This window comes from Streptomyces sp. NPDC107562 (assembly GCF_055657325.1).
This window is the reverse complement of sequence record NZ_JBVKBE010000009.1, coordinates 298,550-321,954: the sequence shown is the minus strand read 5'-3', so window position 1 is coordinate 321,954 and position 23,405 is coordinate 298,550. Positions and strand designations below refer to the sequence as shown.

The 23,405-nt window shown below is 70.9% G+C and carries 22 protein-coding genes; 9 read left to right on the top strand and 13 right to left on the bottom strand.

Annotated elements, in window-relative coordinates; genetic code table 11:
* Positions 1–40: 40 nt before the first annotated feature.
* Positions 41–1,468: a pyruvate kinase gene (gene pyk, locus ACZ7LV_RS25310; protein WP_471942407.1), complete on the top strand. Its 1,428-nt coding sequence runs from the start codon at positions 41–43 to the stop codon at positions 1,466–1,468.
* 91 nt (positions 1,469–1,559) lie between these two features.
* Here the strand turns inward: pyk and ACZ7LV_RS25305 are convergent, their stop codons facing one another.
* The 4 genes from ACZ7LV_RS25305 to ACZ7LV_RS25290 form a co-directional block, all read right to left on the bottom strand.
* Complete coding sequence (locus ACZ7LV_RS25305) at positions 1,560–2,930, bottom strand: hypothetical protein (RefSeq protein ID WP_471942405.1); 1,371 nt, start codon at positions 2,928–2,930, stop codon at positions 1,560–1,562.
* Positions 2,920–3,507, bottom strand: a complete 588-nt coding sequence (locus ACZ7LV_RS25300) for a DUF6114 domain-containing protein (protein ID WP_471942404.1) — start codon at positions 3,505–3,507, stop codon at positions 2,920–2,922. Before ACZ7LV_RS25300 ends, ACZ7LV_RS25305 begins: the two co-directional genes overlap by 11 nt.
* A 187-nt stretch (positions 3,508–3,694) precedes the next feature.
* Positions 3,695–4,336 carry a DUF6230 family protein gene (locus ACZ7LV_RS25295; protein WP_471942402.1) on the bottom strand — a complete coding sequence of 214 codons (642 nt, stop codon included), beginning with the start codon at positions 4,334–4,336 and terminating at the stop codon, positions 3,695–3,697.
* A gap of 648 nt (positions 4,337–4,984) precedes the next feature.
* A complete protein-coding gene (locus ACZ7LV_RS25290; RefSeq protein WP_471942401.1) occupies positions 4,985–5,956 on the bottom strand; it encodes a tetratricopeptide repeat protein in 972 nt (323 codons plus the stop codon).
* A gap of 270 nt (positions 5,957–6,226) precedes the next feature.
* Here ACZ7LV_RS25290 and ACZ7LV_RS25285 point away from each other — a divergent pair, with 270 nt between their 5' ends.
* Complete coding sequence (locus ACZ7LV_RS25285) at positions 6,227–6,922, top strand: TetR/AcrR family transcriptional regulator (protein ID WP_471942399.1); 696 nt, start codon at positions 6,227–6,229, stop codon at positions 6,920–6,922.
* 39 nt (positions 6,923–6,961) lie between these two features.
* Here ACZ7LV_RS25285 and ACZ7LV_RS25280 read toward each other — a convergent pair whose 3' ends face one another.
* The 5 genes from ACZ7LV_RS25280 to ACZ7LV_RS25260 all read right to left on the bottom strand — a co-directional run bounded on the left by ACZ7LV_RS25280 (position 6,962) and on the right by ACZ7LV_RS25260 (position 10,423).
* Positions 6,962–8,662: an acyl-CoA mutase large subunit family protein gene (locus ACZ7LV_RS25280; RefSeq protein ID WP_471942397.1), complete on the bottom strand. Its 1,701-nt coding sequence runs from the start codon at positions 8,660–8,662 to the stop codon at positions 6,962–6,964.
* Positions 8,663–8,791: 129 nt separating this feature from the next.
* A complete protein-coding gene (locus ACZ7LV_RS25275; RefSeq protein ID WP_471942395.1) occupies positions 8,792–9,130 on the bottom strand; it encodes a DUF3817 domain-containing protein in 339 nt (112 codons plus the stop codon).
* Positions 9,131–9,173: 43 nt separating this feature from the next.
* Entirely contained in the window at positions 9,174–9,683 is a 510-nt protein-coding gene (locus ACZ7LV_RS25270; protein ID WP_471942393.1) for a MarR family winged helix-turn-helix transcriptional regulator, read from the bottom strand.
* 105 nt (positions 9,684–9,788) lie between these two features.
* Entirely contained in the window at positions 9,789–10,082 is a 294-nt protein-coding gene (locus ACZ7LV_RS25265) for an MTH1187 family thiamine-binding protein (RefSeq protein WP_401673458.1), read from the bottom strand.
* On the bottom strand, positions 10,079–10,423 hold the full coding sequence (locus tag ACZ7LV_RS25260; protein WP_471942392.1) for a DUF3817 domain-containing protein: 345 nt from the start codon (positions 10,421–10,423) through the stop codon (positions 10,079–10,081). The genes ACZ7LV_RS25265 and ACZ7LV_RS25260 overlap by 4 nt, the downstream gene beginning before the upstream one ends.
* 203 nt (positions 10,424–10,626) lie before the next feature.
* Between ACZ7LV_RS25260 and ACZ7LV_RS25255 the strand changes: the two genes are divergently transcribed.
* The 4 genes from ACZ7LV_RS25255 to ACZ7LV_RS25240 all read left to right on the top strand — a co-directional run bounded on the left by ACZ7LV_RS25255 (position 10,627) and on the right by ACZ7LV_RS25240 (position 13,277).
* Positions 10,627–11,259, top strand: coding sequence for an AIM24 family protein (locus ACZ7LV_RS25255; RefSeq protein WP_471942456.1), 633 nt, complete (start codon positions 10,627–10,629; stop codon positions 11,257–11,259).
* A 1-nt stretch (position 11,260) separates the two neighbouring features.
* Positions 11,261–11,911, top strand: coding sequence for an AIM24 family protein (locus tag ACZ7LV_RS25250; RefSeq protein WP_471942390.1), 651 nt, complete (start codon positions 11,261–11,263; stop codon positions 11,909–11,911).
* Positions 11,908–12,708, top strand: coding sequence for an AIM24 family protein (locus ACZ7LV_RS25245; RefSeq protein WP_471942388.1), 801 nt, complete (start codon positions 11,908–11,910; stop codon positions 12,706–12,708). The genes ACZ7LV_RS25250 and ACZ7LV_RS25245 overlap by 4 nt, the downstream gene beginning before the upstream one ends.
* A 92-nt stretch (positions 12,709–12,800) precedes the next feature.
* Positions 12,801–13,277 carry a MarR family winged helix-turn-helix transcriptional regulator gene (locus ACZ7LV_RS25240; RefSeq protein ID WP_401673447.1) on the top strand — a complete coding sequence of 159 codons (477 nt, stop codon included), beginning with the start codon at positions 12,801–12,803 and terminating at the stop codon, positions 13,275–13,277.
* Between the two features lie 10 nt (positions 13,278–13,287).
* Here ACZ7LV_RS25240 and ACZ7LV_RS25235 read toward each other — a convergent pair whose 3' ends face one another.
* Positions 13,288–14,802 (bottom strand): sensor histidine kinase, encoded by a 1,515-nt coding sequence (locus tag ACZ7LV_RS25235; RefSeq protein WP_471942386.1) that lies wholly within the window; start codon positions 14,800–14,802, stop codon positions 13,288–13,290.
* Positions 14,799–15,464, bottom strand: coding sequence for a response regulator transcription factor (locus tag ACZ7LV_RS25230; RefSeq protein ID WP_471942384.1), 666 nt, complete (start codon positions 15,462–15,464; stop codon positions 14,799–14,801). Before ACZ7LV_RS25230 ends, ACZ7LV_RS25235 begins: the two co-directional genes overlap by 4 nt.
* A gap of 118 nt (positions 15,465–15,582) precedes the next feature.
* Between ACZ7LV_RS25230 and ACZ7LV_RS25225 the strand changes: the two genes are divergently transcribed.
* On the top strand, positions 15,583–16,389 hold the full coding sequence (locus ACZ7LV_RS25225) for a PepSY domain-containing protein (RefSeq protein WP_471942382.1): 807 nt from the start codon (positions 15,583–15,585) through the stop codon (positions 16,387–16,389).
* A 79-nt stretch (positions 16,390–16,468) separates the two neighbouring features.
* Here ACZ7LV_RS25225 and meaB read toward each other — a convergent pair whose 3' ends face one another.
* Together meaB and ACZ7LV_RS25215 are read right to left on the bottom strand one after the other, a co-directional pair.
* Complete coding sequence (gene meaB / locus ACZ7LV_RS25220) at positions 16,469–17,428, bottom strand: methylmalonyl Co-A mutase-associated GTPase MeaB (RefSeq protein WP_471942381.1); 960 nt, start codon at positions 17,426–17,428, stop codon at positions 16,469–16,471.
* A 43-nt stretch (positions 17,429–17,471) separates the two neighbouring features.
* The gene (locus tag ACZ7LV_RS25215) at positions 17,472–18,677 is read right to left on the bottom strand and encodes an acetyl-CoA C-acetyltransferase (RefSeq protein ID WP_471942379.1); all 1,206 of its coding nucleotides are present in this window, start codon (positions 18,675–18,677) and stop codon (positions 17,472–17,474) included.
* Positions 18,678–18,826: 149 nt separating this feature from the next.
* Between ACZ7LV_RS25215 and mce the strand changes: the two genes are divergently transcribed.
* On the top strand, positions 18,827–19,267 hold the full coding sequence (gene mce / locus ACZ7LV_RS25210; RefSeq protein WP_401673432.1) for a methylmalonyl-CoA epimerase: 441 nt from the start codon (positions 18,827–18,829) through the stop codon (positions 19,265–19,267).
* Positions 19,268–19,478: 211 nt separating this feature from the next.
* On the top strand, positions 19,479–23,327 hold the full coding sequence (gene scy / locus ACZ7LV_RS25205) for a polarized growth protein Scy (RefSeq protein ID WP_471942377.1): 3,849 nt from the start codon (positions 19,479–19,481) through the stop codon (positions 23,325–23,327).
* Positions 23,328–23,405: the final 78 nt, after the last annotated feature.

Below are 23,405 nucleotides of genomic sequence, written 5' to 3'. Positions count from 1 at the left end.
CGGAATATTCCGCGACGAAACAAACCGATAGGATCGCCCCATGCGCCGTTCGAAAATCGTCTGTACTCTCGGCCCCGCGGTCGACTCCCACGAGCAACTCGTCGCGCTGATCGAGGCGGGCATGAACGTGGCCCGTTTCAACTTCAGCCACGGCACGCACGCCGAGCACCAGGGGCGGTACGACCGCGTCCGTGCCGCCGCCAAGGAGACCGGCCGGGCCATCGGTGTCCTCGCCGACCTCCAGGGCCCGAAGATCCGCCTCGAGACCTTCGCCGAGGGACCGGTGGAGCTGGTGCGCGGTGACGAGTTCGTCATCACCACCGAGGACGTCCCCGGCGACAAGGCGATCTGCGGCACGACCTACAAGGGCCTGCCCGGCGACGTCTCGCGCGGCGACCAGATCCTCATCAACGACGGCAACGTCGAACTGAAGGTGCTGGACGTCGAGGGCCCGCGGGTGCGGACGATCGTCATCGAGGGCGGCGTCATCTCCGACCACAAGGGCATCAACCTGCCCGGCGCGGCGGTGAACGTCCCGGCCCTGTCCGAGAAGGACGTCGAGGACCTCCGCTTCGCGCTGCGCATGGGCTGCGACCTGGTCGCCCTCTCCTTCGTCCGGGACGCCAAGGACATCAACGACGTCCACAAGATCATGGACGAGGAGGGCCGGCGCGTCCCGGTCATCGCCAAGGTGGAGAAGCCGCAGGCGGTGGCCAACATGGAGGACGTCGTGATGGCGTTCGACGGTGTCATGGTCGCCCGTGGCGACCTGGCCGTCGAGTACCCGCTCGAGAAGGTCCCGATGGTGCAGAAGCGCCTGATCGAGCTGTGCCGGCGCAACGCCAAGCCGGTGATCGTGGCGACCCAGATGATGGAGTCGATGATCACCAACTCCCGCCCGACCCGCGCCGAGGCCTCCGACGTGGCCAACGCGATCCTGGACGGCGCGGACGCGGTCATGCTCTCGGCGGAGTCCTCCGTCGGCGCCTACCCCATCGAGACCGTCAAGACGATGTCGAAGATCGTCCAGGCGGCCGAGGGGGAGCTGCTCTCCAAGGGCCTCCAGCCGCTGGTGCCCGGCAAGAAGCCGCGCACGCAGGGCGGTTCGGTGGCCCGCGCGGCCGCCGAGATCGCCGACTTCCTCGGCGGCAAGGGTCTGGTGGCCTTCACCAAGTCCGGTGACACGGCCCGCCGTCTGAGCCGCTACCGCGCGAGCCAGCCGATCATCGCGTACACGACGGACGAGTCCACCCGCAACCAGCTGTCGCTCAGCTGGGGCGTGGAGTCCCACGTGGTGCCGTTCGTGAACAGCACGGACGAGATGGTCGACCTGGTCGACCAGGAGATCGCGAAGCTCAGCCGCTTCAACCCCGGCGACATCGTCATCATCACGGCGGGTTCGCCCCCCGGCGTCCCGGGCACGACGAACATGGTCCGGGTCCACCACCTGGGCGGCGCGACCGACTGAGTCCGCACCGGACTGTGGCCCGGTACCCGCGAGGCGGGTACCGGGCCACAGTTCTTTTGCGGCTCCCGGAAGGGTTCGTGGGCCGGCCGGCTCAGTCGGTGATGTACGACGAGAGGCCTGGCACGTGCAGGGTGCCGCCGAACTGGCCGGCCTGCTGGACCTTCACGTCGGTGAAGTAGATCAGCGGGATGTTCAGCGGCGGCGGGTTGTCCGGGCTGAAGGTGATCGGGATCAGGCCGAAGAGGTTGCCGGAGATCTTCTCGGTGTACATCACCGTGTCCCCGTCGGTGATGGTGGACATGGAGCCCTTGTCGGCCTGGACGTGGTACGTCTTGCCCGACTGCTCGTCCTTCACCGTCTGGTGCAGGTCGCCGATGTCCGTGCCGTCGGATATGACGTACTTCAGGACTTCCTTGACGTTGCCGGACGCGGTCTTGACCTTCACGATGCCCTGGTAGTCGGCGCCCTTGAGCTTCAGCGAACTGGCGTCCAGGAACCAGGGGTCGTCGGGCAGCAGGATCTCGTTGTCTATCCCGCCCTCGACATCCGTGGCGAGCGGGCAGTCGTCCGGGTCGACGGTGGCGGTCGCGGAGGGGCTGGGGGTCGGTGAGGCGGTGGCCTCGTCCGCAGCCTCCTCGGCATCCTCCGCCGCGTCCGACGCCGCGTCGGTGGGCTCGTCGGCGCTGTCCCCGGCCGTGTCGGCGTCCTTGCCCGAGTCGCCGGTGTCCTTGCCGGAGTCGTCCGCGCTGCTGGAGTCGCCGGAGGTGCCGTCCTCCTCGGACGTGCCGTCCTCGGCACCCGAGGACGGCGTCGGCGTCGGCGTCGGCGTGGGAGTGGTCTCCCCCTCCTCGCCCTTGCCCAGCCCGGTGATGCCGTCGACGACGCCCGTGATCGTGTCGCCGATGGCGCCCAGCACACCGCCGTCGCCGCTCTGGGACACGCTCGGCGCCGGCTCCGCGTCCTGCGGCTGCGCGTCCTTGTCCGCCGAGGCCGACGGGGACGGCGCGGGCTCGGCCTCGTCGTCGGAACCTGAATCCGACGAAGAGTCGTCGCCCGACCCGTCGTTGTCCGTGGCCTCGTCACCCGAGGTGTCCGAAGTCTGCGGCGACTGCGGCGATGCGGTCGCCGAGGCCGACGGGCTCGGCTCCTCGGACTCGCTCTCGCTCGCCGAGGCGGACGGCGACGGCGAGGCGCCGTCGGTCTCCTTGAGGAGCTCGACGCAGTCCTCGTACTCCTCGGCCGTCAGGCTCTGCGGAGTCGGCCGGTCGTCGGCGAGCGCCAGCTTCGGCGTGAGGCCCATGCCCAGGAGGATCGCGGTGGGCATCGCCGCCACGGCTATCGCACGTCCGGCCGGGACCTGGAATCTGGTGAACAGCGGCTTCCTGGGGGCGGCGTGACGCGGCCCCGTCCTCGCCGGTTGCGGGGCCGCAGAGCTTTCGCCCCGGCCCTCGTCAGCCGACACGGTGCGCCCCCTTCGGCTCCTCTGCCCGGAAGCCGTCGGCGGTGCCGTACGGAGGGTGCGGCTCGACCGGCTCGACGGGGGTGCCCCCCGTGGCGTCCGGGGCGGAGCCGGGGACGTCGTCGCCGCCGTCGCCGTCCGGGGCCTGGTCGGCGTCCCGGCGGGCGGCGTCCTCGGCCTCCGGCTTGCCCGGCGCCCAGGACAGCGCGAGCGCGCCGCCGAGCATGGCCAGCAGGAAACCGATCAGGAAGCCGCCGATGTTGGAGACCACCAGGGACACCAGCGCCAGGAGGATCGCCGCGACTCCGGCGAAGAAGCGGGTGGCCTGCTGGAACCACATGGTCAGGCCCAGCGTGATGAGCAGCACGCCGATGATCAGTGAGCCGGCACCCGCGGTGGTCGCCATCGCGAGCGACATGGTGCCCAACTTGAGCGTGGCGTACGGGAAATAGGCGATCGGCACCCCGCCGAGCAGGGTGAACAGTCCCGCCCAGAACGGCCGGGTGCCCCGCCAGTCACGGAATCGCAGACGCAACCGGGCGAATGTCCCGGCGCTCTGGTCCGGAGTCTCGGCACTCATGGAAAACAGCTCCCTGGGTCCGGTGGAAGTTCGTACCGGCTCGGCCGTAGGCGTGAAGAAGCCGGAAGTGTGGGTCGGTGAGGGTGCCGACGCTCGGACGGGCCGGGCCGGCGGGGCGGAGAAGCGACGGCTCCCCCGCCCCCGGGGGCAGTTCAACTACCCCGATACACCCCGGTGACGGGAGCCGTCAGTAGCACTCCATCTTGGGGTCCGCGCCGAGACGCATCGACAGACCGCTGAGCTTGAACGTGCCGGCCGAGGTCGCCCACGCCGTCTGCTCGACGCCGTAGAGGTCGGCCGACTCCGCCTGCTGGGCGAAGCCGCCCGGCAGGGTGGTGGCTCCATCCTTGTTGGCGGGCCCGCGCGTCTTGTCCTTGACCGCAACACCGATGTCGATGTTCTTGAACTCCGCATCGGCGTCCAGCTGCGCGACGTCGATGTAGAGGTTCTCGGCCTTGACCGGCTTCTGCGGGTTGTTGCCGGCCTCGAGACGGAGGTAGATCGATCCCACGAAGGGGATGTCCGTCTTGACCGACTGGCACATCTTGGTGATCGTCGCCGTGTCGAACGACGAGATCGCGACCGGGACCTTCTTCTTCTTCTTGCCCTCGACCGTTTCATAGACTTCGTCTATGCCGCCGTACTGGGCAAAGCCCTCACCGTGCAGGTGAGAGGCCTTCACCTTGAACTGCTGGCCGGAGACGCTGAAGGACGCGGCCAGCGCACCCTGCGCCAGACCGACACCCACACATGCCGCGGCGGCGACGCTGGGCACCATGACCACAGCGAACCGCTTCCATCTGGTCCCACCACGCACTGGGGACTCCATATTTCCTCCTTCTCGGACGTACATCTCCTGGCCCGACTCGCCCCCGAAGGTGGCTGTACCGGACAGGGATGGGAGAAGTGCTACGTCCTCGGGAAGGAGAGCGCCCGCACTCGGTGGCGCACAACGGCGCCCGAATCACCGGCGATCACCCCCGAGCGACAACCACTGGTCGCGCCTGACACGCATCACGCACAACCTTGCTGGACAGGCTTCACCGGGTGGGCGAAGACCCCCCTGCCCAAGAGCCGGCGCCAGGGGCGTCGGCTCTGCTCGGTGGGGACCCAGGAAGTCCCGCGGCCCGATTGGATGTCGGGGTACGGGAATGGACCGAGCGTCGCCGATCGTGGTGCATTCTCGCCGCCCGCACAAGGGGGTTCGTTACTCGCTAGTAACGGCCGGATAACCGAACAACGACCAGCCGGACTCGGTCAGCGACTCTGGGTGCCATCCAGGGGCAGGACAAAACTATTGATCGCTGGACAGAATCCGACAGACCAACGCCCATGACTTACTCGCAGTAACAGCGGCCGCGATTACCAAGATTTGGTAAAGCGCGGCCGCCTCGACGCCCCCGTCGGACACGTCCTCACTCAGGGCTCACGCGTCCAGACGTTCAGCGACCGGCCGCGCAGCGTGCCCCGACGTCGGTCAGAACAGCGCGCGCGCGAGCGCCCGGCGAGCCGCCGTCACCCGCGGATCGTCCGCTCCGACCACCTCGAACAGCTCCAGCAACCGCCGCCGTACGGCGTCCCGGTCGTCGCCCGCCGTGCGGCGCACGGCGTCGATGAGACGCCCGAAGGCGTCCTCGACATGACCGCCCACCAGATCCAGGTCGGCGGCCACGATCTGCGCCTGCGCGTCGGCCGGCCGGTCGGCCGCCTCCTTGCGCACCGCCTGGACGTCCAGGCCCTGCACCCGCTGGAGCAACTCCGCCTGCGCAAGACCCAGTTTGGCCTCGGGGTGGCCGGGGTCGTCGGCGAGCACGTTCTTGTACGCCTGGACCGCCCCGGCCAGGTCGCCCGCGTCCAACGCCAGCGCGGCCGCGTTCAGTACGGCGTCGTAGGGTCCGACGGGTGCCTCCGCCGGCGCCTGGCCGCCCGGCCGGGCCTCCGGGTCGACGGTCAGGCCGGTCAGTCCGAAGCGCTGCTCGGCGACGGCGACCAACTGGTCGAGGGTCTCCCGGATCTGCGCCTCGGCGGCGGCACCCTGGAAGAGCGGCAGCGCCTGGCCCGCGACGACCGCGAAGACCGCCGGGATCCCCTGGATCCCGAACTGCTGCATCAGCATCTGGTTGGCGTCGACATCGATCTTGGCGAGGACGAAGCGACCGTTGTACTCGACGGCGAGCCGCTCCAGCACCGGGCTGAGCTGCTTGCAGGGCTCGCACCACTCGGCCCAGAAGTCGATGACGACCGGGACCTCGATGGAGCGCTGCAGGACGTCGTGCTCGAATCCGGCCTCGTCGACGTCGATGACGAGATCGGCCGGGGAGACGGCACCGCCGCCGCCCTCACGCGCCGCTGCGGCGCGCGCCTGCTCGGCCTTCGCCTTGGCCTCCTGGGCCGCCTTGACCGCGGCGAGGTCGACGACGCCGCTCATGGACATGTTCCGTGGCTGCATGCGTCTATCCTCCCCCGTTCCCCGGGCGTCTGTGAAAAGCGCCCTCGAAGCCGTGCGTGCGTTCGGCGCCGGGTCCCCACCCCACGCCTGTGGTCGTCGCTCGCATACGTGACAAATACTTCCGTACCGCACGGAAGAACTGGTCCGTCACGTGCTTTCGCTACGAGTCGTAGCGTAACGGCAGGACGGGACCCCGGGACACCTTGCCTTGGTGATCTCCCTCACTGCCACGCGAATCTCGCCAGATCCTGTCCCGGATAGGGTCGAAGGATGCAGAGCCGCACCCCCGCCGGCCGCACGGGTCGCCCGCGCAGCGCCGCCGCCGACACCGCCATCCTGGCCGCGACCCGGGCGGCCCTGGTGGAACTCGGCTGGTCCAAGCTCACCTTGGGAGACGTGGCGGCCCGGGCGGGGGTGGCGAAGACGACGCTCTACCGCCGCTGGGTCGGCAAGAACGAACTGGTCGTCGACGCGGTGGCGGAACTCTTCGACGAACTGCGCCTGCCCGACCGCGGCACCCTGGCGGGCGACGTCGAGGGCGTGGTCGCGCAGTTCGCCGCCATCCTGGCCCGCCCCGAGGCCAGGAGCGGCCTGATGGCGGTGGTGGCCGAGTCCACACGGGACGAGGCGCTGCGCGAGCGCATCCGCGGGTCGATCGTGGAACGCCAGAAGCGGCTGGTCGTGGAGGGCCGGGCACGCGCCCAGCGCCGCGGGGAGCTTCCGCCGGAGACCGACCCCGCGGAGTCCGCCCGCACGGTCGACCTCATCTTCGACATGGTGGCGGGCTCGGTCGTGCACCGCTCGCTGGTGAGCGCGGAGCCGGTGGACGAGGAGTGGGTCCGGGGTCTGACGCGGGTGCTGCTGCTGGGGCTGGCGGGCGCGGCGGCCGCCGAGACGGGGCGGCGCGAAGGCCCCGTACAGGGAGGGGAAGACGGGAAAGAGGAAGGCGACACGGACGCCACGTGACCCCCCGTGGCACCGGTGCCGCCCTCGCTCCTGCCGGTTCTAGAAGCCCGCGGGCTCCGTGTACACACCCCACTCGTCGCGCAGGGCGTCGCAGATCTCCCCGAGGGTGGCTTCCGCCCGCACCGCCGTGAGCATCGGCTCGATCATGTTGGAGCCGTCGCGCGCGGCCTCCAGCATCGCGCCGAGCGCCGCGCGGACGGCCGCCTCGTCACGACCCGTGCGGCGGTCGGACAGGGCGCGCACCTGCTCGCGCTCCACCTCGTGGCTGACCCGCAGGATCTCCAGGTCGCCGGTGACGGAGCCGGTGTGGGCGTTGACGCCGACGACCCGCTTGTCGCCCTTCTCCAGGGACTGCTGGTAGCGGAACGCGGACTCGGCGATCTCGCCGGTGAACCAGCCGTCCTCGATACCGCGCAGGATGCCGGAGGTGATCGGGCCGATGGGGTGCTTCCCGTCGGGGTGCGCCCGCAGTCCGCGCTCCTTGATCTGGTCGAAGATCTTCTCCGCGTCGGCCTCGATCCGGTCGGTCAGCTGCTCGACGAACCACGAACCGCCCAGCGGGTCGGCGACGTTGGCGACGCCGGTCTCCTCCATCAGCACCTGCTGCGTGCGGAGCGCGATCTCGGCAGCCTGCTCGCTCGGCAGCGCCAGGGTCTCGTCGAGCGCGTTGGTGTGCAGCGAGTTGGTGCCGCCGAGGACCGCGGCGAGGGCCTCCACCGCCGTGCGGACGACGTTGTTGTACGGCTGCTGGGCGGTCAGCGAGACACCGGCGGTCTGGGTGTGGAAGCGCAGCCACTGGGCCTTGTCGGAGGTGGCGCCGTACACGTCCCGCATCCAGCGGGCCCAGATGCGGCGCGCGGCGCGGAACTTGGCGATCTCCTCGAAGAAGTCGAGGTGCGCGTCGAAGAAGAAGGAGAGACCGGGGGCGAAGACGTCCACGTCCAGGCCGCGGCTGAGTCCCAGCTCGACGTATCCGAAGCCGTCCGCGAGCGTGTACGCAAGCTCCTGCGCGGCCGTCGCCCCGGCCTCGCGGATGTGGTAGCCGGAGACGGACAGGGGCTTGTACGCGGGGATGCGCGTCGCGCAGTACTCCATCAGGTCGCCGATCAGACGGAGATGCGGCTCGGGCTGGAAGAGCCACTCCTTCTGGGCGATGTACTCCTTGAAGATGTCCGTCTGGAGCGTGCCGTTCAGGACGGCCGGGTCGACGCCCTGGCGCTCCGCGGCGACCAGGTACATGCAGAAGACCGGGACGGCCGGGCCGCTGATCGTCATCGACGTCGTGACGTCGCCGAGCGGGATGTCGCGGAAGAGGACGTCCATGTCGGCGGCCGAGTCGACGGCCACACCGCAGTGGCCGACCTCGCCGAGCGAGCGCGGGTCGTCGGAGTCGCGGCCCATCAGGGTCGGCATGTCGAACGCCACCGAGAGTCCGCCGCCGCCCGCGGCGAGGATCATCTTGTAGCGCTCGTTGGTCTGCTCGGCGTTGCCGAAGCCGGCGAACTGCCGGATCGTCCAGGTACGCCCCCGGTATCCGGTCGGATACAGGCCGCGCGTGAAGGGGTACTCCCCGGGCCAGCCGATCCGCTCGAAGCCCTCGTACGCGTCCCCGGGCCGGGGCCCGTACACCGGCTCCACGGGATCGCCGGAAAGCGTGCTGAAGTCCGCGTCGCGCTTCCGCGCCGCGTCGTACCGTGCCTGCCAGCGTCGGCGGCCCTCTTCGATGGCGTCAGCGTCCATACCTTCAAATTTACTAGGACGTCCTAGTAAATGTCGACGGCTGACGGCCGATTTATCGGCCGACCCGGGCAATCGGGTGAACGACGGCCGCCGCACACGCGGACGCGCGGCGGCCGAGCGTGGTGGCGCCTAGACCTTGACCGAGGCGGGCACACCCTGCGCGACCTTGGCGTCGAGCTCCCGCGAGATCTTCCGCTCGACGAAGAACGCGGCCGTCGGGATCGTTCCCGCCAGCAGCACCCACACCTGCTTGGCCACCGACCACTTCGCCTTGGAGCCCAGGTCGAAGGCGAAGACGAGGTAGACCACGTACAGCCAGCCGTGCGCGATGGAGACGACCTGCGTCGCGTCCGCGGCGCCGTCCATCTTCAGGCCGTACTTGGCGATCATGCACAGGCACAGCAGGACCAGGAGCACACCCGTGACATAGGCCATGACGCGGTAGCGGGTCAGCACGCTCTTTTTCATGCGATCGAGCGTAACCGCCCGTTCCGGGCGATCTTCCTTCGGGTCACTGCTCCTCGAAGTCGCTCGCCGAGACGCGCAAGGGGCGGAGCATGGCGAAGATCTCGGCGCATTCCTCGGCGTCGTACGCGCTCAGGCCGAAGTCCATCGCCATCAGGTCGCGGGTGGCCGACTCGACCACCTCGCGGCCCTTCTCGGTGATGACGGCGAGGGTGCCGCGGCCGTCGTTGGGGTTGGGGCGCTTGGCCACGAGGCCGGACCTCACCAGTCGGTCGACGGTGTTCGTGACGGACGTGGGGTGCACCATCAGCCGCTCGCCGATCTTGGACATCGGCAGTTCGCCGGCCTTGGAGAAGGTGAGCAGCACCAGCGCCTCGTAGCGCGCGAACGTCAGGCCGTACGGCTTGACCACCGCGTCGACCTCGGCCAGCAGGATCTGGTGCGCTCGCATGATCGAGGTGATCGCGGCCATCGACGGCACGTTGCCCCAGCGCTGCTTCCAGAGTTCGTCGGCGCGGGCGATGGGGTCGAAGGGAAGGCTGAGCGGCTTCGGCACGTCACCAGACCTTACCCGCCGGTCATATCGTGGTCAGCCCCGTCTCGCGTTTCGGTACGCGCGCGAGGACCCCGGCCACCGGGCCGGGGTCCTCGGCGGCCGCGGTCACGGCGCCAGGTGGCGTTCCACCGTCTCGACCTTGGACGTCAGGGCGTCCGTCACACCGGGGCGGATGTCCGCCTTGAGGACCAGGGACACCCGCGGCGCCCGCGCCTCGACGGCGGCCACCGCACGCCGGACGACGTCCATGACCTCGTCCCACTCGCCCTCGACGGACGTGAACATCGCGTCCGTGCGGTTCGGCAGGCCGGACTCGCGGACCACCCGGACGGCGTCGGCGACGTACTCCCCCACGTCCTCGCCGACACCCAGGGGCGTCACGGAGAAGGCGACGATCATGCGCTCACCACTCCTTCCTTACGGGCACGCTCCGCGATCACCGCGTCCTCGGCCTCGCGGCGCAGCCTGCGCTCGGCGAAGAAGCCACCGGTGGGGAGCACGGAGAGGACGAAGTACAGGGCGCCCGTGCCGAAGCTCCACCGCGCGCGGTTCCAGGCGTCCGCCCAGAAGATCACGTACAGGACGAACAGGACGCCGTGGATCGCGCCCATCACGGGGACCGCGTTGAACTCCGTGGTCCGCTTGAGCACCGAGCAGACGAGCAGGATCAGGAAGGACACGGCCTCCGGGGCCGAGACCAGGCGGAGGCGGCGGAGGGCGGTGGCTGTCTTGAGATCCACGGGTCACCTTCGGTGGGAGATTCGCTGACGAGGCGTGCCACTTTGTGAACGGAGGCACAAACGCTCCGCCATTGTGGCAAACGACCGGGCGCGAGAAGGGCTCGGGGTCCCGCTCCGGCCCCCTAGGGGCCCGCTCCGGGTTCCTCTCGGGAAACTGCCCCTGTCGGAGGAGCCAATCGGCCGATACCTTCACATCCGTGGCGATGTTCCGACTTCAAGGCAGCAAAGTGCTCGCCGTCGACATGACCGGGGACGCCGTGAAGGCGAAGAACGGGTCGATGGTCGCGTACGACGGGCAGATGGCCTTCAAGAAGCTGAGCGGCGGCGGTGAGGGCATACGGGGGATGGTGACCCGGCGCATCACCGGAGAGCAGATGACCCTGATGGAGGTGAAGGGGCAGGGGACGTGCTGGTTCGCGGACCGGGCCTCGGAGATCAACCTGGTGAGTCTCCAGGGCGACAAGCTGTACGTGGAGTCGAGCAATCTGCTCGCGACCGACGGCGGGCTGCGGACCGGCACGTCCTTCACGGGGCTGCGTGGCGCCTCGCAGGGCAACGGGCTGTTCACGACCACCGTCGAGGGGCACGGACAGGCGGCGATCATGTCGGACGGGCCGGCGGTGGTGCTGCGGGTGAGCGCGCAGTACCCCCTGACCGTGGACCCGGGGGCGTACGTCGCCCACCAGGGCGATCTACGGCAGTCCTTCCAGTCCGGCGTGACCTTCCGCACATTGATGGGCGAGGGCGGGGGCGAGGCGTTCCAGATGCGGTTCGAGGGGGACGGACTGGTGTACGTCCAGCCCAGTGAGCGGAACACGATCGCGGGGGATGTGTGACATGGGCTTCCGCGAGGTCAATTCGAAGATGGTCGAGGCGACCGTCGTGCCGGGCGGTCGGCTGTTCAGCCAGCGCGGCGCCATGCTCGCCTACAAGGGCGAGGTGTCCTTCACGCCCAACATGAGCGGCGGCCAGGGCGGCGTCATGGCGATGATCGGGCGCCGGGTGGCCAACGAGGACACCCCGCTCATGACCGTCGAGGGCAGCGGCACCGTGCTGTTCGGGCACGGCGGGCATCACGTCCAGGTGATCACTCTCGCCGGGGACACCCTCTGCGTCGAGGCGGACCGGCTGCTCGCCTTCGAGGGCAGCCTCCAGCAGGGGACGATGTTCCTGGGCTCCCAGGGCGGGGTCATGGGGATGGTGCGCGGGCAGGTCACCGGGCAGGGTCTGTTCACGACCACGCTCAAGGGGCACGGGGCGGTGGCCGTGATGGCCCACGGCGGGATCTTCGAGATCCCGATCAGCCCGCAGCGTCCGGTCCATGTCGACCCCCAGGCCTACGTCGCCCACCACGGCGACGTGCGCAACAAGCTCTCGACCGCGCTGGGCTGGCGGGACATGGTGGGGCGCGGCTCCGGCGAGGCGTTCCAGCTGGAGCTGAGCGGCAACGGCGCGGTGTACGTCCAGGCCTCGGAGGAGAAGCTGTGACCTACGGAACTCCGGGCGCGGGGCCCGTCGTGCACGACCCGGCGACGCTGCCCGCCGACGACAACGTGAACGCGTACACCTTCTGCGTGGAGCTGAAGGGGAGCCAGTGGTTCCTGCAGAAGGGGAAGATGATCGCCTACTACGGCTCGATCGACTTCAACGGCGTCGGGCACGGGCGATTGGACCGTCTTGTCCGTACGTCGTTCCATTCGCCACTGCACGCCGCGGACTGGGTCGTGGCGGAGGGCTCGGGCAAGATGCTCCTCGCCGACCGGGCCTTCGACGTGAATTCCTTCGATCTGGAGGACGGCAACCTGACCATTCGCTCGGGCAACCTGCTCGCTTTTCAGCCAACTCTCGCGCTGAAGCAGTCGATCGTGCCGGGCTTTCTCACCCTCATCGGAACCGGAAAGTTCGTGGCCGCATCTAACGGTCCGGTGGTGTTCATGGAGCCGCCGATCCGGGTGGACCCGCAAGCGCTTGTCGGCTGGGCCGACTGCCCCTCGCCGTGCCACCACTACGACCATGGCTACATGACGGGCGTAATGGGCGGTCTACGTGCGATGACAGGCCTCGGCGGGGCCTCCGGGGAGGAGCATCAGTTCGAGTTCGTGGGAGCCGGTACGGTCCTGCTCCAGTCGACCGAGACCCTGATGGCCGAGCAGGCCACGGGGACGGTCCCGCACCAGGCCGGCGTGCCCGGTGGTGGCGGGGTGACCGGAGGGCACGGGGGGCAAGCCGGCGCACCGCGCCTTCCCGGACAGCTGGGGGACCTCCAGCGTCGCTTCGGGCTGTGAGCGGTAGTCTGCGGAGTGTGACGTCGAACGCGTGCGCACTGTCACACCACCCTCAGTAGTTCACATTTCAACCTCTTAGGTAGACTTCATTCATGGAGACCGAGACGGCCACGCGCTGGCTGACCGATGCGGAGCAGTGTGCCTGGCGCACCCACCTGGAGGTCAACAGGCTGTTGACGTACCAGCTCGAAAAGGACCTGCAGCCGTTCGGCCTGACGATGAACGACTACGAGATCCTCGTGAATCTCTCCGAGTCGGACGATTTGCGGATGCGGATGAGCGATCTCGCCTCCGCCACCATGCAGTCCAAGAGCCGCCTCTCGCACCAGATCACCCGCATGGAGAACGCCGACCTGGTGCGGCGCGAGAACTGCGAGTCGGATCGGCGGGGGCTCTACGCGGTGCTGACCGAGCACGGCATGGAGACGATGCAGAAGGTCGCGCCCCACCACGTCTCGTCCGTGCGGCGGCACTTCATCGACCTGCTGCCCTCCGATTCCCTCACCGAACTCGACAAGGCCCTGAAGCCCATCGCGGACCACCTGCGGGGGCAGCGCGGCCGGCCCTGACCCACCGGGTTCAGAGGCCCTCCGGCACGAGCGGCAGGCGGAGTTCGAACTGGGCTCCGCCTGTCGGCGCGTCCTGGACCGTGAGGGTGCCGCCGTGCCGGGCGGCGACGTCACGGGCGATGGCGAGCCCCAGACCGGCGCCGCCCTCGTCCCGGCTGCGGGCGTCGTCCAGCCGGACGAACCGCTCGAAGATCCGCTCCCGGTCCGCCGGCGCCACGCCGTCCCCGTCGTCCGCGACCTGGACGACCGCACGGTCCCCGTCCCGCCGGACGGCCACCGTGACCGCCGCGCGCGCGTGCCGCTGGGCGTTGTCGAGCAGATTGGCCAGCACCCGCCCCAGTTGCCCTCGCGATCCGGCCACTTCGAGCGACTGCGCGTCGACGGACACGCCCGCGCGGCCCGCGGCCTGCTCCCGCGCCAGCTCCGCGAGGTCGACCCGGGTGCCGGTGGGCCGCTCCCCCGCGTCCAGGCGGGCCAGCAGCAGCAGATCGGCGGCGAGTCTTTGCAGTCGTACGGTGTCCTCGACCGCCCCCTCCAGGTCCAGCAGCTCCGGATGCGCCGCCGCCACCTCCAGCTGGGTGCGCAGGGACGCGATCGGGCTGCGCAGCTCGTGCGAGGCGTCGGCGACGAAACGCCGCTGGCGGTCCACCGAGGTCTCCAGCGCGGCCAGCGTCTCGTTGGTGGTGCGGGCCAGCCGGGCCACCTCGTCGTGGGTGGCCGGTTCGGGGACCCGCCGGGAGAGGTCCTCGGAGGCGGTGATCTCCGCCATCTCGCTGCGGATGCCCTCCACCGGGCGCAGCGCGCGCCCGGTGACCAGCCAGGTCACGCCGGCGACGACGCCGAGCAGCAGCGGGAAGCCGATCAGCATGACGGTCTGCGCGGTGCTCACGGCGTTCTGCTCGGCGGCCAGCGGACCGCCCGCGTACACGGTGTAGGTGCCCTGACCGGGGACCTCGACCTGCACCTTCGCGAACCGGTAGTCCGCCTGGTCGCCGTCGATGGTCGCCGAGCCGTCCGTCAGGGACGCCTCCTCGGCGATCTCGCCCGGCTGGAGCGTGGCCCCGGCGGAGTCGTCGTCACCCGAGTCGTCACCCGAGCCGTGGCCCGAGTCGTCGTCACCCGAGTCGTCGTCGCCCGACTCGCCCGAGTCCTCGGAGTCGTCGTCGCCGGAGCCGGTGCCCGGGTCCGCGGTGGCCGGCGGCTGCTGCCGCGGCCGGACGGCGCTCGTGCCCGTACCGCTGATGCGCTCCAGCTTCTCGCTGGCCGCGACCAGCGTGCCGTCGTCGGCGACGACCTGGACGGGACGGTCGTCGTCGTCCAGGGACAGCTGGTCGGCGCGCTTGCCGCCGGCCAGGTCGGCCGCGACCGCCCGCGCGGAGCGCTCCGCCTCGGTGCCGGCCTGCTCGGTCAGGTTGGAGTAGAGGGACAGCAGGACGGCCGCCCCCGCGGCGACCAGGGCCACCGCGACGACGAGCGTGGCGCCGAGGGTGGCCCGGGCCCGCACGGATCCGAACAACCGGCTCACCGGGGCGCCTCCAGCCGGTAGCCGGCACCCCGGACCGTGCGGATCAGTCCCGCACCCAGCTTGCGGCGCAGCGCGCTGACGTAGACCTCGACGATGTTCGGATCGCCCTCGTACGCGAAGTCCCAGACGTGCTCCAGGATCTCCGCCTTGGACACCACCTCGCCGGCCCGCACCGCGAGCTGCTCCAGCACGGAGAACTCCTTCGCGGTCAGGGCGATCTCGTCCCCGTCACGGGTGATCCGGCGGGCGGCGGTGTCGACGCGCAGCGGCCCGACGGTGAGCACGGGCGAGGCTCCGTGCTGACCGCGGCGGCGCAGCAGGGCACGGACGCGGGCGACCAGCACGACGTAGGAGAACGGCTTGGTCAGATAGTCGTCGGCGCCCGTGTCCAGGCCCTCCGCCTCGTCGTACTCGCCGTCCTTCGCGGTGAGCATCAGGATCGGCACGTCGTTGCCGGCGGCGCGCAGGGTGGAGCAGACGCGGTAGCCGTTCATGCCGGGCAGCATGATGTCGAGGACGAGCAGGTCGTACGGCGACTCGGACGCCCGGTACAGGCCCTCCAGGCCGTCGTGGACGACGTCCACGGCGTAGCCCTCCGCCGTCAGGCCCTTGGCCAGGGACAGCGCGAGGCGTTTCTCGTCCTCCACGATCAGCAGCCGCATTCCCTCAGGGTCCCAAATCCAACCTGAAGGGATCTTCAGGCGGCTTCAGCGTGGCTTCAGGCGTCGGACGGCAGCGTGGTGGACGTCGGAACGAGAAGCCCAATTCGGGGAGAAAACCATGAAGCGCAACATCGTCATCGCCGCAGTGGTCGCGACCGCCGTGATCGGCGGGGGCACGACGCTGGCGTTCGCGGGCAGCGGCGGCGACTCGCCGGGGACGCCTGCCGCGTCCACGTCCACCGACACGCAGGGCACGGATCGCCGGGACGACGACGGGGACGACGACCGGGACGACCGGGACGACCGGGACGACGACCGCAGCGACGACCGCAGCGGTGCCCGCGGCGTGAAGGTGACGGCCGCGGAGGCCGTCGAGGCGGCACTGAAGGCGCAGCCGGGGACCGCGGTGTCCGCGGACCTCGACACCGACGACGGCGACGACGACGGCGACGACCGGCGGGGCTGGGAGGTCGAGGTGCTCGGCCAGGGCACGACCTCGTACACCGTGCACGTGGACCCGGCCTCGGGGAAGGTGCTCGGCACGTCGACCGACCAGGACGACGACAACGACGACGGCAGCGACGACGACCGGGACGACCGGGAGGCTCTGCGGGGCGCCCAGGTCACCGCGGTGGACGCGGCGCACGCCGCCGCCGCGAAGGGGTTCGTCACCTCGCTGGACCTCGACGACGACGACCGGGTGAACGCGTGGGACGTCGAGACCGGCGGCGCGGACGGTCAGGAGGGCCACTGGAAGGTGGACCTGAAGTCGGGCCAGGTCACGGCGGACCGCGACGACGACCAGGGCGACGACCGCGACGACGACCACGGCAAGCAGCAGCGGGCCCACGACGACGACAGCGACAGCGACGGCGACAACGGCAAGGACGACGACGACCGGGGTGACGACCGCGGCGAGGACTGACCGGGTTCCGGGGCGGGGTCTCCGGGGGCTGCCGCCTCCGGAGACCCCGCCTTCGGCTTCGGACCCTACGGGCCGGGCCTCACGCCCCGTCCGTCACCCCCGCCACCAGTTCGTCCGCCGCACGGTAAGGGTCCAGCTCGCCGGCCACTATCCGTTCCGCCAGCGCGCTGAGGCGACGGTCGCCGTGGAGGTCCGCGATGCGTTCCCGCAGGGCGGTGACCGCGATCGTCTCGACCTCGCGGGAGGCCCGGGACAGCCGGCGCTCGGTCAGGACGCCGTGCTCCTCCATCCAGGCGCGGTGCTTCTCCAGCGCCTCCACCACCTCGTCGACGCCCTCGGCGCGCGCGGCGACCGTCTTGACGATCGGCGGGCGCCAGTCGCCGGGGGCGCGGGACTCGCCGAGGCCGAGCATGTGGTTCAGCTCGCGGGCGGTGGCGTCGGCGCCGTCGCGGTCCGCCTTGTTGACGACGTAGACGTCGCCGATCTCCAGGATTCCGGCCTTGGCCGCCTGGATGCCGTCGCCCATGCCCGGGGCGAGCAGGACGACCGAGGTGTCGGCCTGGGAGGCGATCTCCACCTCCGACTGTCCGACGCCGACCGTCTCGACCAGGATCACGTCGCAGCCCGCCGCGTCCAGCACGCGGATTGCCTGCGGCGCGGCCCAGGCCAGACCGCCGAGGTGGCCCCGGGTGGCCATGGAGCGGATGTAGACGCCGGGGTCGGAGGCGTGGTCCGACATCCGGACCCGGTCACCCAGCAGGGCCCCGCCGGAGAAGGGGGACGACGGGTCGACCGCCAGGACGCCGACCCGCTTGCCCTGCTTGCGGTACGCCGTCACGAGCGCCGAGGTCGTGGTGGACTTCCCGACGCCCGGGGAGCCGGTGAGGCCGACCACGTACGCCCCGCCGGTCAGCGGGGCCAGCGTCGCCATGACCTCCCTGAGCTGCGGGGACGCCCCCTCGACCAGCGAGATCAACCGGGCCACGGCGCGTGGCCGGCCCTCCCTCGCCTGGGCCACCAGCGTGGAGACGTCCTGCATCACAGCTCCGTTCAGATCACCGACTCGACAGACTGACGACCGCTCAGTGCTTCGGTACCCGCACGATCAGCGCGTCACCCTGGCCACCGCCACCGCACAGCGCCGCCGCGCCGACACCGCCGCCCCGCCGCTTCAGCTCCAGCGCCAGGTGGAGCACCAGACGGGCCCCGGACATCCCGATCGGGTGACCCAGGGCAATGGCCCCGCCGTTGACGTTCACCCTTTCGCTGGACACCCCGAGGTCCTTCATTGACTGCACGGCGACGGCGGCGAAGGCCTCGTTGATCTCGATCAGGTCGAGGTCCGAGACCTCCAGGCCCTCCTTCTTCAGGGCGTGCCCGATGGCGTTGGACGGCTGGGACTGGAGGGAGTTGTCCGGGCCGGCGACGTTGCCGTGCGCGCCGATCTCCGCGATCCACTCCAGACCGAGCTCCTCGGCCTTGGCCTTGCTCATCACCACGACCGCGGCCGCGCCGTCGGAGATCTGCGAGGACGAGCCGGCGGTGATCGTGCCGTCCTTGGCGAACGCCGGGCGCAGCCTGCCCAGCGACTCGGCGGTGGTGTCGCCGCGGATGCCCTCGTCCTTGCTGAAGACGACCGGCTCGCCCTTGCGCTGCGGGATCTCGACCGGGGTGATCTCGGCCTCGAAGACGCCGTTCTTCTGCGCGGCGGCGGCGCGCTGGTGGGACAGGGCGGCGATCTCGTCCTGGTCCGCGCGGGCGATGCCGAGCCGGGTGTTGTGCTTCTCCGTGGACTCGCCCATGGCGATGTTCTCGAAGGAGTCGGTCAGGCCGTCGTGGGCCATCGCGTCGAGCATCTCCACCGCACCGTACTTGTAGCCCTCGCGGGACTTCGGCAGCAGGTGCGGGGCGTTCGTCATGGACTCCTGGCCGCCCGCCACGACCACGTCGAACTCGCCGGCGCGGATCAGCTGGTCGGCCAGGGCGATGGCGTCGAGGCCGGAGAGGCACACCTTGTTGATGGTCAGCGCCGGGACGCTCATCGGGATGCCGGCCTTGACCGCGGCCTGGCGCGCCGGGATCTGCCCGGCCCCGGCCTGGAGCACCTGGCCCATGATCACGTACTGCACCTGGTCGCCGCCGATCCCCGCACGGTCGAGGGCTGCCTTGATAGCGAAGCCGCCGAGATCGGCTCCGGAGAAGGACTTCAGCGAACCGAGCAGCCGTCCCATCGGGGTGCGGGCACCCGCGACGATGACGGAAGTCGAGCCGTTCTTTGCAGAAGACATGAGCTGCGATCCCCTTCCGGCCTGCACTGGCCGAGGAGTGAACGAGGGTTTACTTCGAATGTACTGAGCGGTACTCCACCACGTCATCGGGCTGTCGGTGTGATCGCGCGCACGTTGCGTAACCACCCGAGGAGCGCTGCACTGAATCCATGCTGACGCGAATCGACCACATCGGGATCGCCTGTCACGACCTCGACGCGACTGTCGAGTTCTACCGGGCCACGTACGGCTTCGAGGTGTTCCACTCCGAGGTCAACGAGGAGCAGGGCGTGCGCGAGGCCATGCTCAAGATCAACGATACGTCCGACGGCGGCTCCTCGTACCTGCAGCTCCTGGAGCCGACCCGGGAGGACTCCACCGTGGCGAAGTGGCTCGCCAAGAACGGTGAGGGTGTGCACCACATCGCCTTCGGTACGGCGGATGTCGACGGGGACGCGGCCACGATCAAGGACAAGGGCGTACGCGTTCTGTACGAGGAGCCCCGGCGCGGCTCCATGGGGTCACGGATCACCTTCCTGCACCCCAAGGATTGCCACGGAGTACTGACAGAACTGGTCACTTCGGCGCCTGTTGAGTCACCTGAGCACTGATGCTCGTACATATGGGCCGGTAGGGTTGGGGGGCGGTCGCCGCTTCCACACGGGCGACCGCATTCCGGGGTCCGGGTTTCGGGGGACGAGCGTCGGGGCAGCAGCCCATGCTCCGTCGTTGATCTGACACCATTCCCCGGGGGCCCCGTTCGGCGGATGGACGGAGCTCGTTTGGAGAGACTTGCGACCAGGGGACGGATGGGACCGCGCAGTGCGGGGCTACGAGAGCCAGGAGCGAGAGCCGGCGGCTGACGTCGACCACCTCACTCGGTTCGAAGCCGAGATGAAACGGCTGAGGACCGAGCGGGAAAAGGCCATCCAGCACGCCGAGGACCTCGGCTACCAGGTCGAGGTGCTGCGCGCCAAGCTGCACGAGGCGCGGCGCACGCTCATGACCCGGCCTGCCTATGACAGCGCCGACATCGGCTATCAGGCCGAACAGTTGCTGCGCAACGCCCAGATGCAGGCGGACCAGATCCGGTCGGACGCCGACCGTGAGCTGAGCCAGGCGCGGGCGCAGACCCAGCGGATCCTTCAGGAGCACGCCGAGCAGGCGGCCCGGCTCCAGGCCGAGCTGCACGCGGAGGCTGTGTCCCGTCGGCAGCAGCTCGACCAGGAGCTCGCCGAGCGCCGGCAGACCGTCGAGTCGCACGTCAACGAGAACGTGGCCTGGGCCGAGCAGCTGCGGGCCCGCACCGAGCAGCAGGCCCGCCGCCTCCTGGAGGAGTCCCGCACCGAGGCCGAGCAGGCCATGGCCGCCGCGCGGGCGGAGGCCGAGCGGGTGACCGCCGAGGCCCGCCAGCGTCTGCAGAGCGAGGCGGAGGCCGCCCGCGCCGAGGCCGAGCAGCTGCTGCGCCGGGCCCGTACGGACGCCGAGCGGCTGCTGAACGCCGCCTCCACGCAGGCCCAGGAGGCCACGGACCACGCCGAGCAGCTGCGGACGTCGACCGTCTCGGAGTCGGACGCCGCCCGCCGCCAGGCCGGTGAGCTGAGCCGCGCCGCCGAGCAGCGGATGGCCGAGGCCGAGGAGGCGCTGCGCAAGGCCCAGTCCGAGGCCGAGAAGCTGGTCACCGAGGCCAAGGAGGCCGCGGCCAAGGCCCTCTCCGGCGCCGAGGCGGCGAACGAGACCCGTACGCGCACCGCCAAGGAGCAGGTCGCCCGGCTCGTCAGCGAGGCCACGAAGGAGGCCGAGGCCACCAAGGCGGAGGCCGAGCAGGTCGTCGCGGACGCCCGCGCCGAGGCCGAGAAGATCGTGGCGGAGGCCGGCGAGAAGGCCCGTTCGGCGACCGCCGAGGAGACCGCGAGCCAGCTGTCGAAGGCGGCCAGGACCGCCGAGGACGTACTCAACAAGGCGTCGGAGGACGCCAAGAGGACCACCAAGGCGGCCACCGAGGAGGCCGAGCGGATCCGCCGTGAGGCGGAGACCGAGGCGGACCGGCTGCGCGCCGAGGCGCACGACATCGCCGAGCAGCTCAAGGGCGCGGCGAAGGACGACACCAAGGAGTACCGCGCCAAGACCGTCGAGCTCCAGGAGGAGGCACGGCGGCTGCGCGGCGAGGCCGAGCAGCTGCGCGCCGAGGCGGTCGACGAGGGCGAGAAGATCCGCGCCGAGGCCCGCAAGCAGGCCGTGGCGCAGATCGAGGAGGCGGCCAGGACCGCCGAGGAGCTGCTGGCCAAGGCGAAGGCCGACGCCGACGAGCAGCGGCAGAGCGCGACCACGGACAGCGAGAAGGTCCGCACCGAGGCGATCGAGCGCGCGACCACGCTGCGCCGGCAGGCCGAGGAGACGCTGGAGCGCACCCGCAAGGAGGCCGAGCGGCACCGCGCGGAGGTCCTGGAGCAGTCCGAGGGCATCCGCGACGAGGCCGAGCGGGCCGCCCGGGCACTGCGCGAGGAGACCGAGCGGGCGGTGGAGTCCCGCCACGCGGAGGCCGCCGACGAGCTGACGCGGCTGCACACCGAGGCGGAGACCCGGCTCACGACCGCCGAGCAGGCGCTGACCGACGCCCGTGAGGAGGCCGAGCGGATCCGCCGGGAGGCCGCCGAGGAGACCGAGCGGCTGCGCGCCGAGTCCGCGGAGCGGATCCGCACCCTCCAGGCACAGGCCGAGGCGGAGGCCGAACGGCTGCGCGACGAGGCCGCGTCCGACGCGTCCGCCTCGCGGGCGGAGGGCGAGTCCATCGCCGTTCGCCTGCGCTCGGAGGCCGCGTCGGAGGCCGAGCGGCTGAAGTCGGAGGCGCAGGACACCGCCGACCGGGTGCGGGCCGAGGCACAGGCCGCGGCCGAGCGGCTCGCGCAGGAGGCCTCCGAGACGCTGGCCGCCGCGCAGGAGGAGGCCGCCCGGCGCCGCCGCGAGGCCGAGGAACTGCTCGGCGCGGCCCGTCAGGAGGCCGACCAGGAGCGCGAGCGGGCCCGCGAGCAGAGCGAGGAGCTGCTGGCCTCGGCGCGCAAGCGCGTGGAGGAGGCGCAGGCCGAGGCCGTGCGCCTGGTGGAGGAGGCCGACCGGCGCGCCACCGAGATGGTGTCGGCGGCCGAGCTCCACGCCCAGCAGGTGCGCGACTCGGTCGCCGGGCTGCACGAGCAGGCGCAGGAGGAGATCTCCGGACTGCGCAACGCCGCCGAGCACGCCGCGGAGCGCACCCGCCGGGAGGCGCAGGAGGAGGCGGACCGGGTCCGCGCCGACGCGTACGCCGAGCGGGAGCGCGCCTCCGAGGACGCGGGCCGGCTCCGGCGGGAGGCGAACGAGGAGACGGAGGCCGCCAAGGCGCTGGCCGAGCGCACCATGTCGGAGGCGATCGCCGAGTCCGAGCGGCTGCGCACCGAGGCGGCCGAGCACGCCCAGCGGGTACGCACCGAGGCGTCGGACGCCATCGCCGAGGCCGACCAGGCGGCGGCACGTACGCGTGCGGACGCCCGCGAGGACGCCAACCGGATCCGGTCGGACGCGGCGACGCAGGTGGACACCCTCATCACCGAGGCGCGCAGCGAGGCGGAGCGGCTCCAGTCGGAGACCGTCGCCGAGGCCGAGCGGGTGCGCGCCGAAGCGCTCGCCAACGCCGAGCGGCTGCTCGGGGACGCGAGCGGCGAGGCGGAGCGGCTGCGTGCCGAGGCCGCGGAGACGGTCGGGTCGGCGCAGCAGCACGCGGAGCGGATCCGCACCGAGGCGCAGCGGGTCAAGGCGGAGGCCGCCCAGGAGGCCGACCGGGTCACCACGGCCGCGCGCGAGGAGGCCGAGCGGACCCTGGACGAGGCCCGCAAGGACGCCAACAAGCGGCGGTCGGAGGCGGCCGAGCAGGACGACACGCTCATCACGGAGACCACGTCCGAGGCCGACAAGCTGCTCACCGAGGCGCAGCAGCAGGCGCTGAAGACGACCGCGGACGCCGAGGCGCAGGCCGACACGATGGTGGGCGCGGCCCGCAAGGAGGCCGACCGGCTGGTGTCCGAGGCGACGGTCGAGGGCAACGGACGGGTGGAGAAGGCCCGTACGGACGCGGACGAACTGCTCGTCGGCGCGCGCCGGGACGCGACCGCGATCAGGGAGCGGGCGGAGGAGCTGCGGGCGCGGATCACCGCGGAGATCGAGGAGCTGCACGAGCGGGCCCGCCGGGAGGCGGCGGAGACCATGAAGTCGACCGGCGACCGCTGCGACGCGCTCATCAAGGCCGCCGAGGAGCAGCTCGCCAAGGCGCAGGCGAAGGCCAAGGAACTGGTGTCGGAGGCCAACTCCGAGGCCGGCAAGGTGCGCATCGCCGCCGTCAAGAAGGCGGAGGGCCTGCTCAAGGAGGCCGAGCAGAAGAAGTCGGCGCTGGTCAAGGAGGCCGAGCAGCTCAAGGCGGAGGCCGTCCAGGAGGCCAGGCGCACGGTCGAGGAGGGCAAGCGCGAACTGGAGGTCCTGGTGCGCCGGCGCGAGGACATCAACGCCGAGATCTCGCGGGTGCAGGACGTGCTGGAGGCGCTGGAGTCCTTTGAGACCCCGTCAGCCGGCAAGGACGGCACGGTCAAGGCCAGCGCGACGATCGGTGCCCCACGATCGGGTGGGAAGTCGTCGGACGGCTAGCCTCGGGGTACGTTTCCGGTGCGTTCCGGGTGCTTTGACCAAGTCCTCGCCATGGCCTTTGGCAAGCACTCCTGGGGT

Bases quoted from the DNA above. Each gene is read 5' to 3' on its own strand.
- pyk (WP_471942407.1), top strand. From the start codon at position 41: ATGCGCCGTTCGAAAATCGTCTGTACTCTCGGCCCCGCGGTCGACTCC.
- ACZ7LV_RS25300 (WP_471942404.1), bottom strand. From the start codon at position 3,507: ATGAGTGCCGAGACTCCGGACCAGAGCGCCGGGACATTCGCCCGGTTG.
- ACZ7LV_RS25295 (WP_471942402.1), bottom strand. From the start codon at position 4,336: ATGGAGTCCCCAGTGCGTGGTGGGACCAGATGGAAGCGGTTCGCTGTG.
- ACZ7LV_RS25290 (WP_471942401.1), bottom strand. From the start codon at position 5,956: ATGCAGCCACGGAACATGTCCATGAGCGGCGTCGTCGACCTCGCCGCG.
- ACZ7LV_RS25285 (WP_471942399.1), top strand. From the start codon at position 6,227: ATGCAGAGCCGCACCCCCGCCGGCCGCACGGGTCGCCCGCGCAGCGCC.
- ACZ7LV_RS25280 (WP_471942397.1), bottom strand. From the start codon at position 8,662: ATGGACGCTGACGCCATCGAAGAGGGCCGCCGACGCTGGCAGGCACGG.
- ACZ7LV_RS25275 (WP_471942395.1), bottom strand. From the start codon at position 9,130: ATGAAAAAGAGCGTGCTGACCCGCTACCGCGTCATGGCCTATGTCACG.
- ACZ7LV_RS25265 (WP_401673458.1), bottom strand. From the start codon at position 10,082: ATGATCGTCGCCTTCTCCGTGACGCCCCTGGGTGTCGGCGAGGACGTG.
- ACZ7LV_RS25255 (WP_471942456.1), top strand. From the start codon at position 10,627: ATGTTCCGACTTCAAGGCAGCAAAGTGCTCGCCGTCGACATGACCGGG.
- ACZ7LV_RS25250 (WP_471942390.1), top strand. From the start codon at position 11,261: ATGGGCTTCCGCGAGGTCAATTCGAAGATGGTCGAGGCGACCGTCGTG.
- ACZ7LV_RS25240 (WP_401673447.1), top strand. From the start codon at position 12,801: ATGGAGACCGAGACGGCCACGCGCTGGCTGACCGATGCGGAGCAGTGT.
- ACZ7LV_RS25230 (WP_471942384.1), bottom strand. From the start codon at position 15,464: ATGCGGCTGCTGATCGTGGAGGACGAGAAACGCCTCGCGCTGTCCCTG.
- ACZ7LV_RS25225 (WP_471942382.1), top strand. From the start codon at position 15,583: ATGAAGCGCAACATCGTCATCGCCGCAGTGGTCGCGACCGCCGTGATC.
- meaB (WP_471942381.1), bottom strand. From the start codon at position 17,428: ATGCAGGACGTCTCCACGCTGGTGGCCCAGGCGAGGGAGGGCCGGCCA.
- ACZ7LV_RS25215 (WP_471942379.1), bottom strand. From the start codon at position 18,677: ATGTCTTCTGCAAAGAACGGCTCGACTTCCGTCATCGTCGCGGGTGCC.
- mce (WP_401673432.1), top strand. From the start codon at position 18,827: ATGCTGACGCGAATCGACCACATCGGGATCGCCTGTCACGACCTCGAC.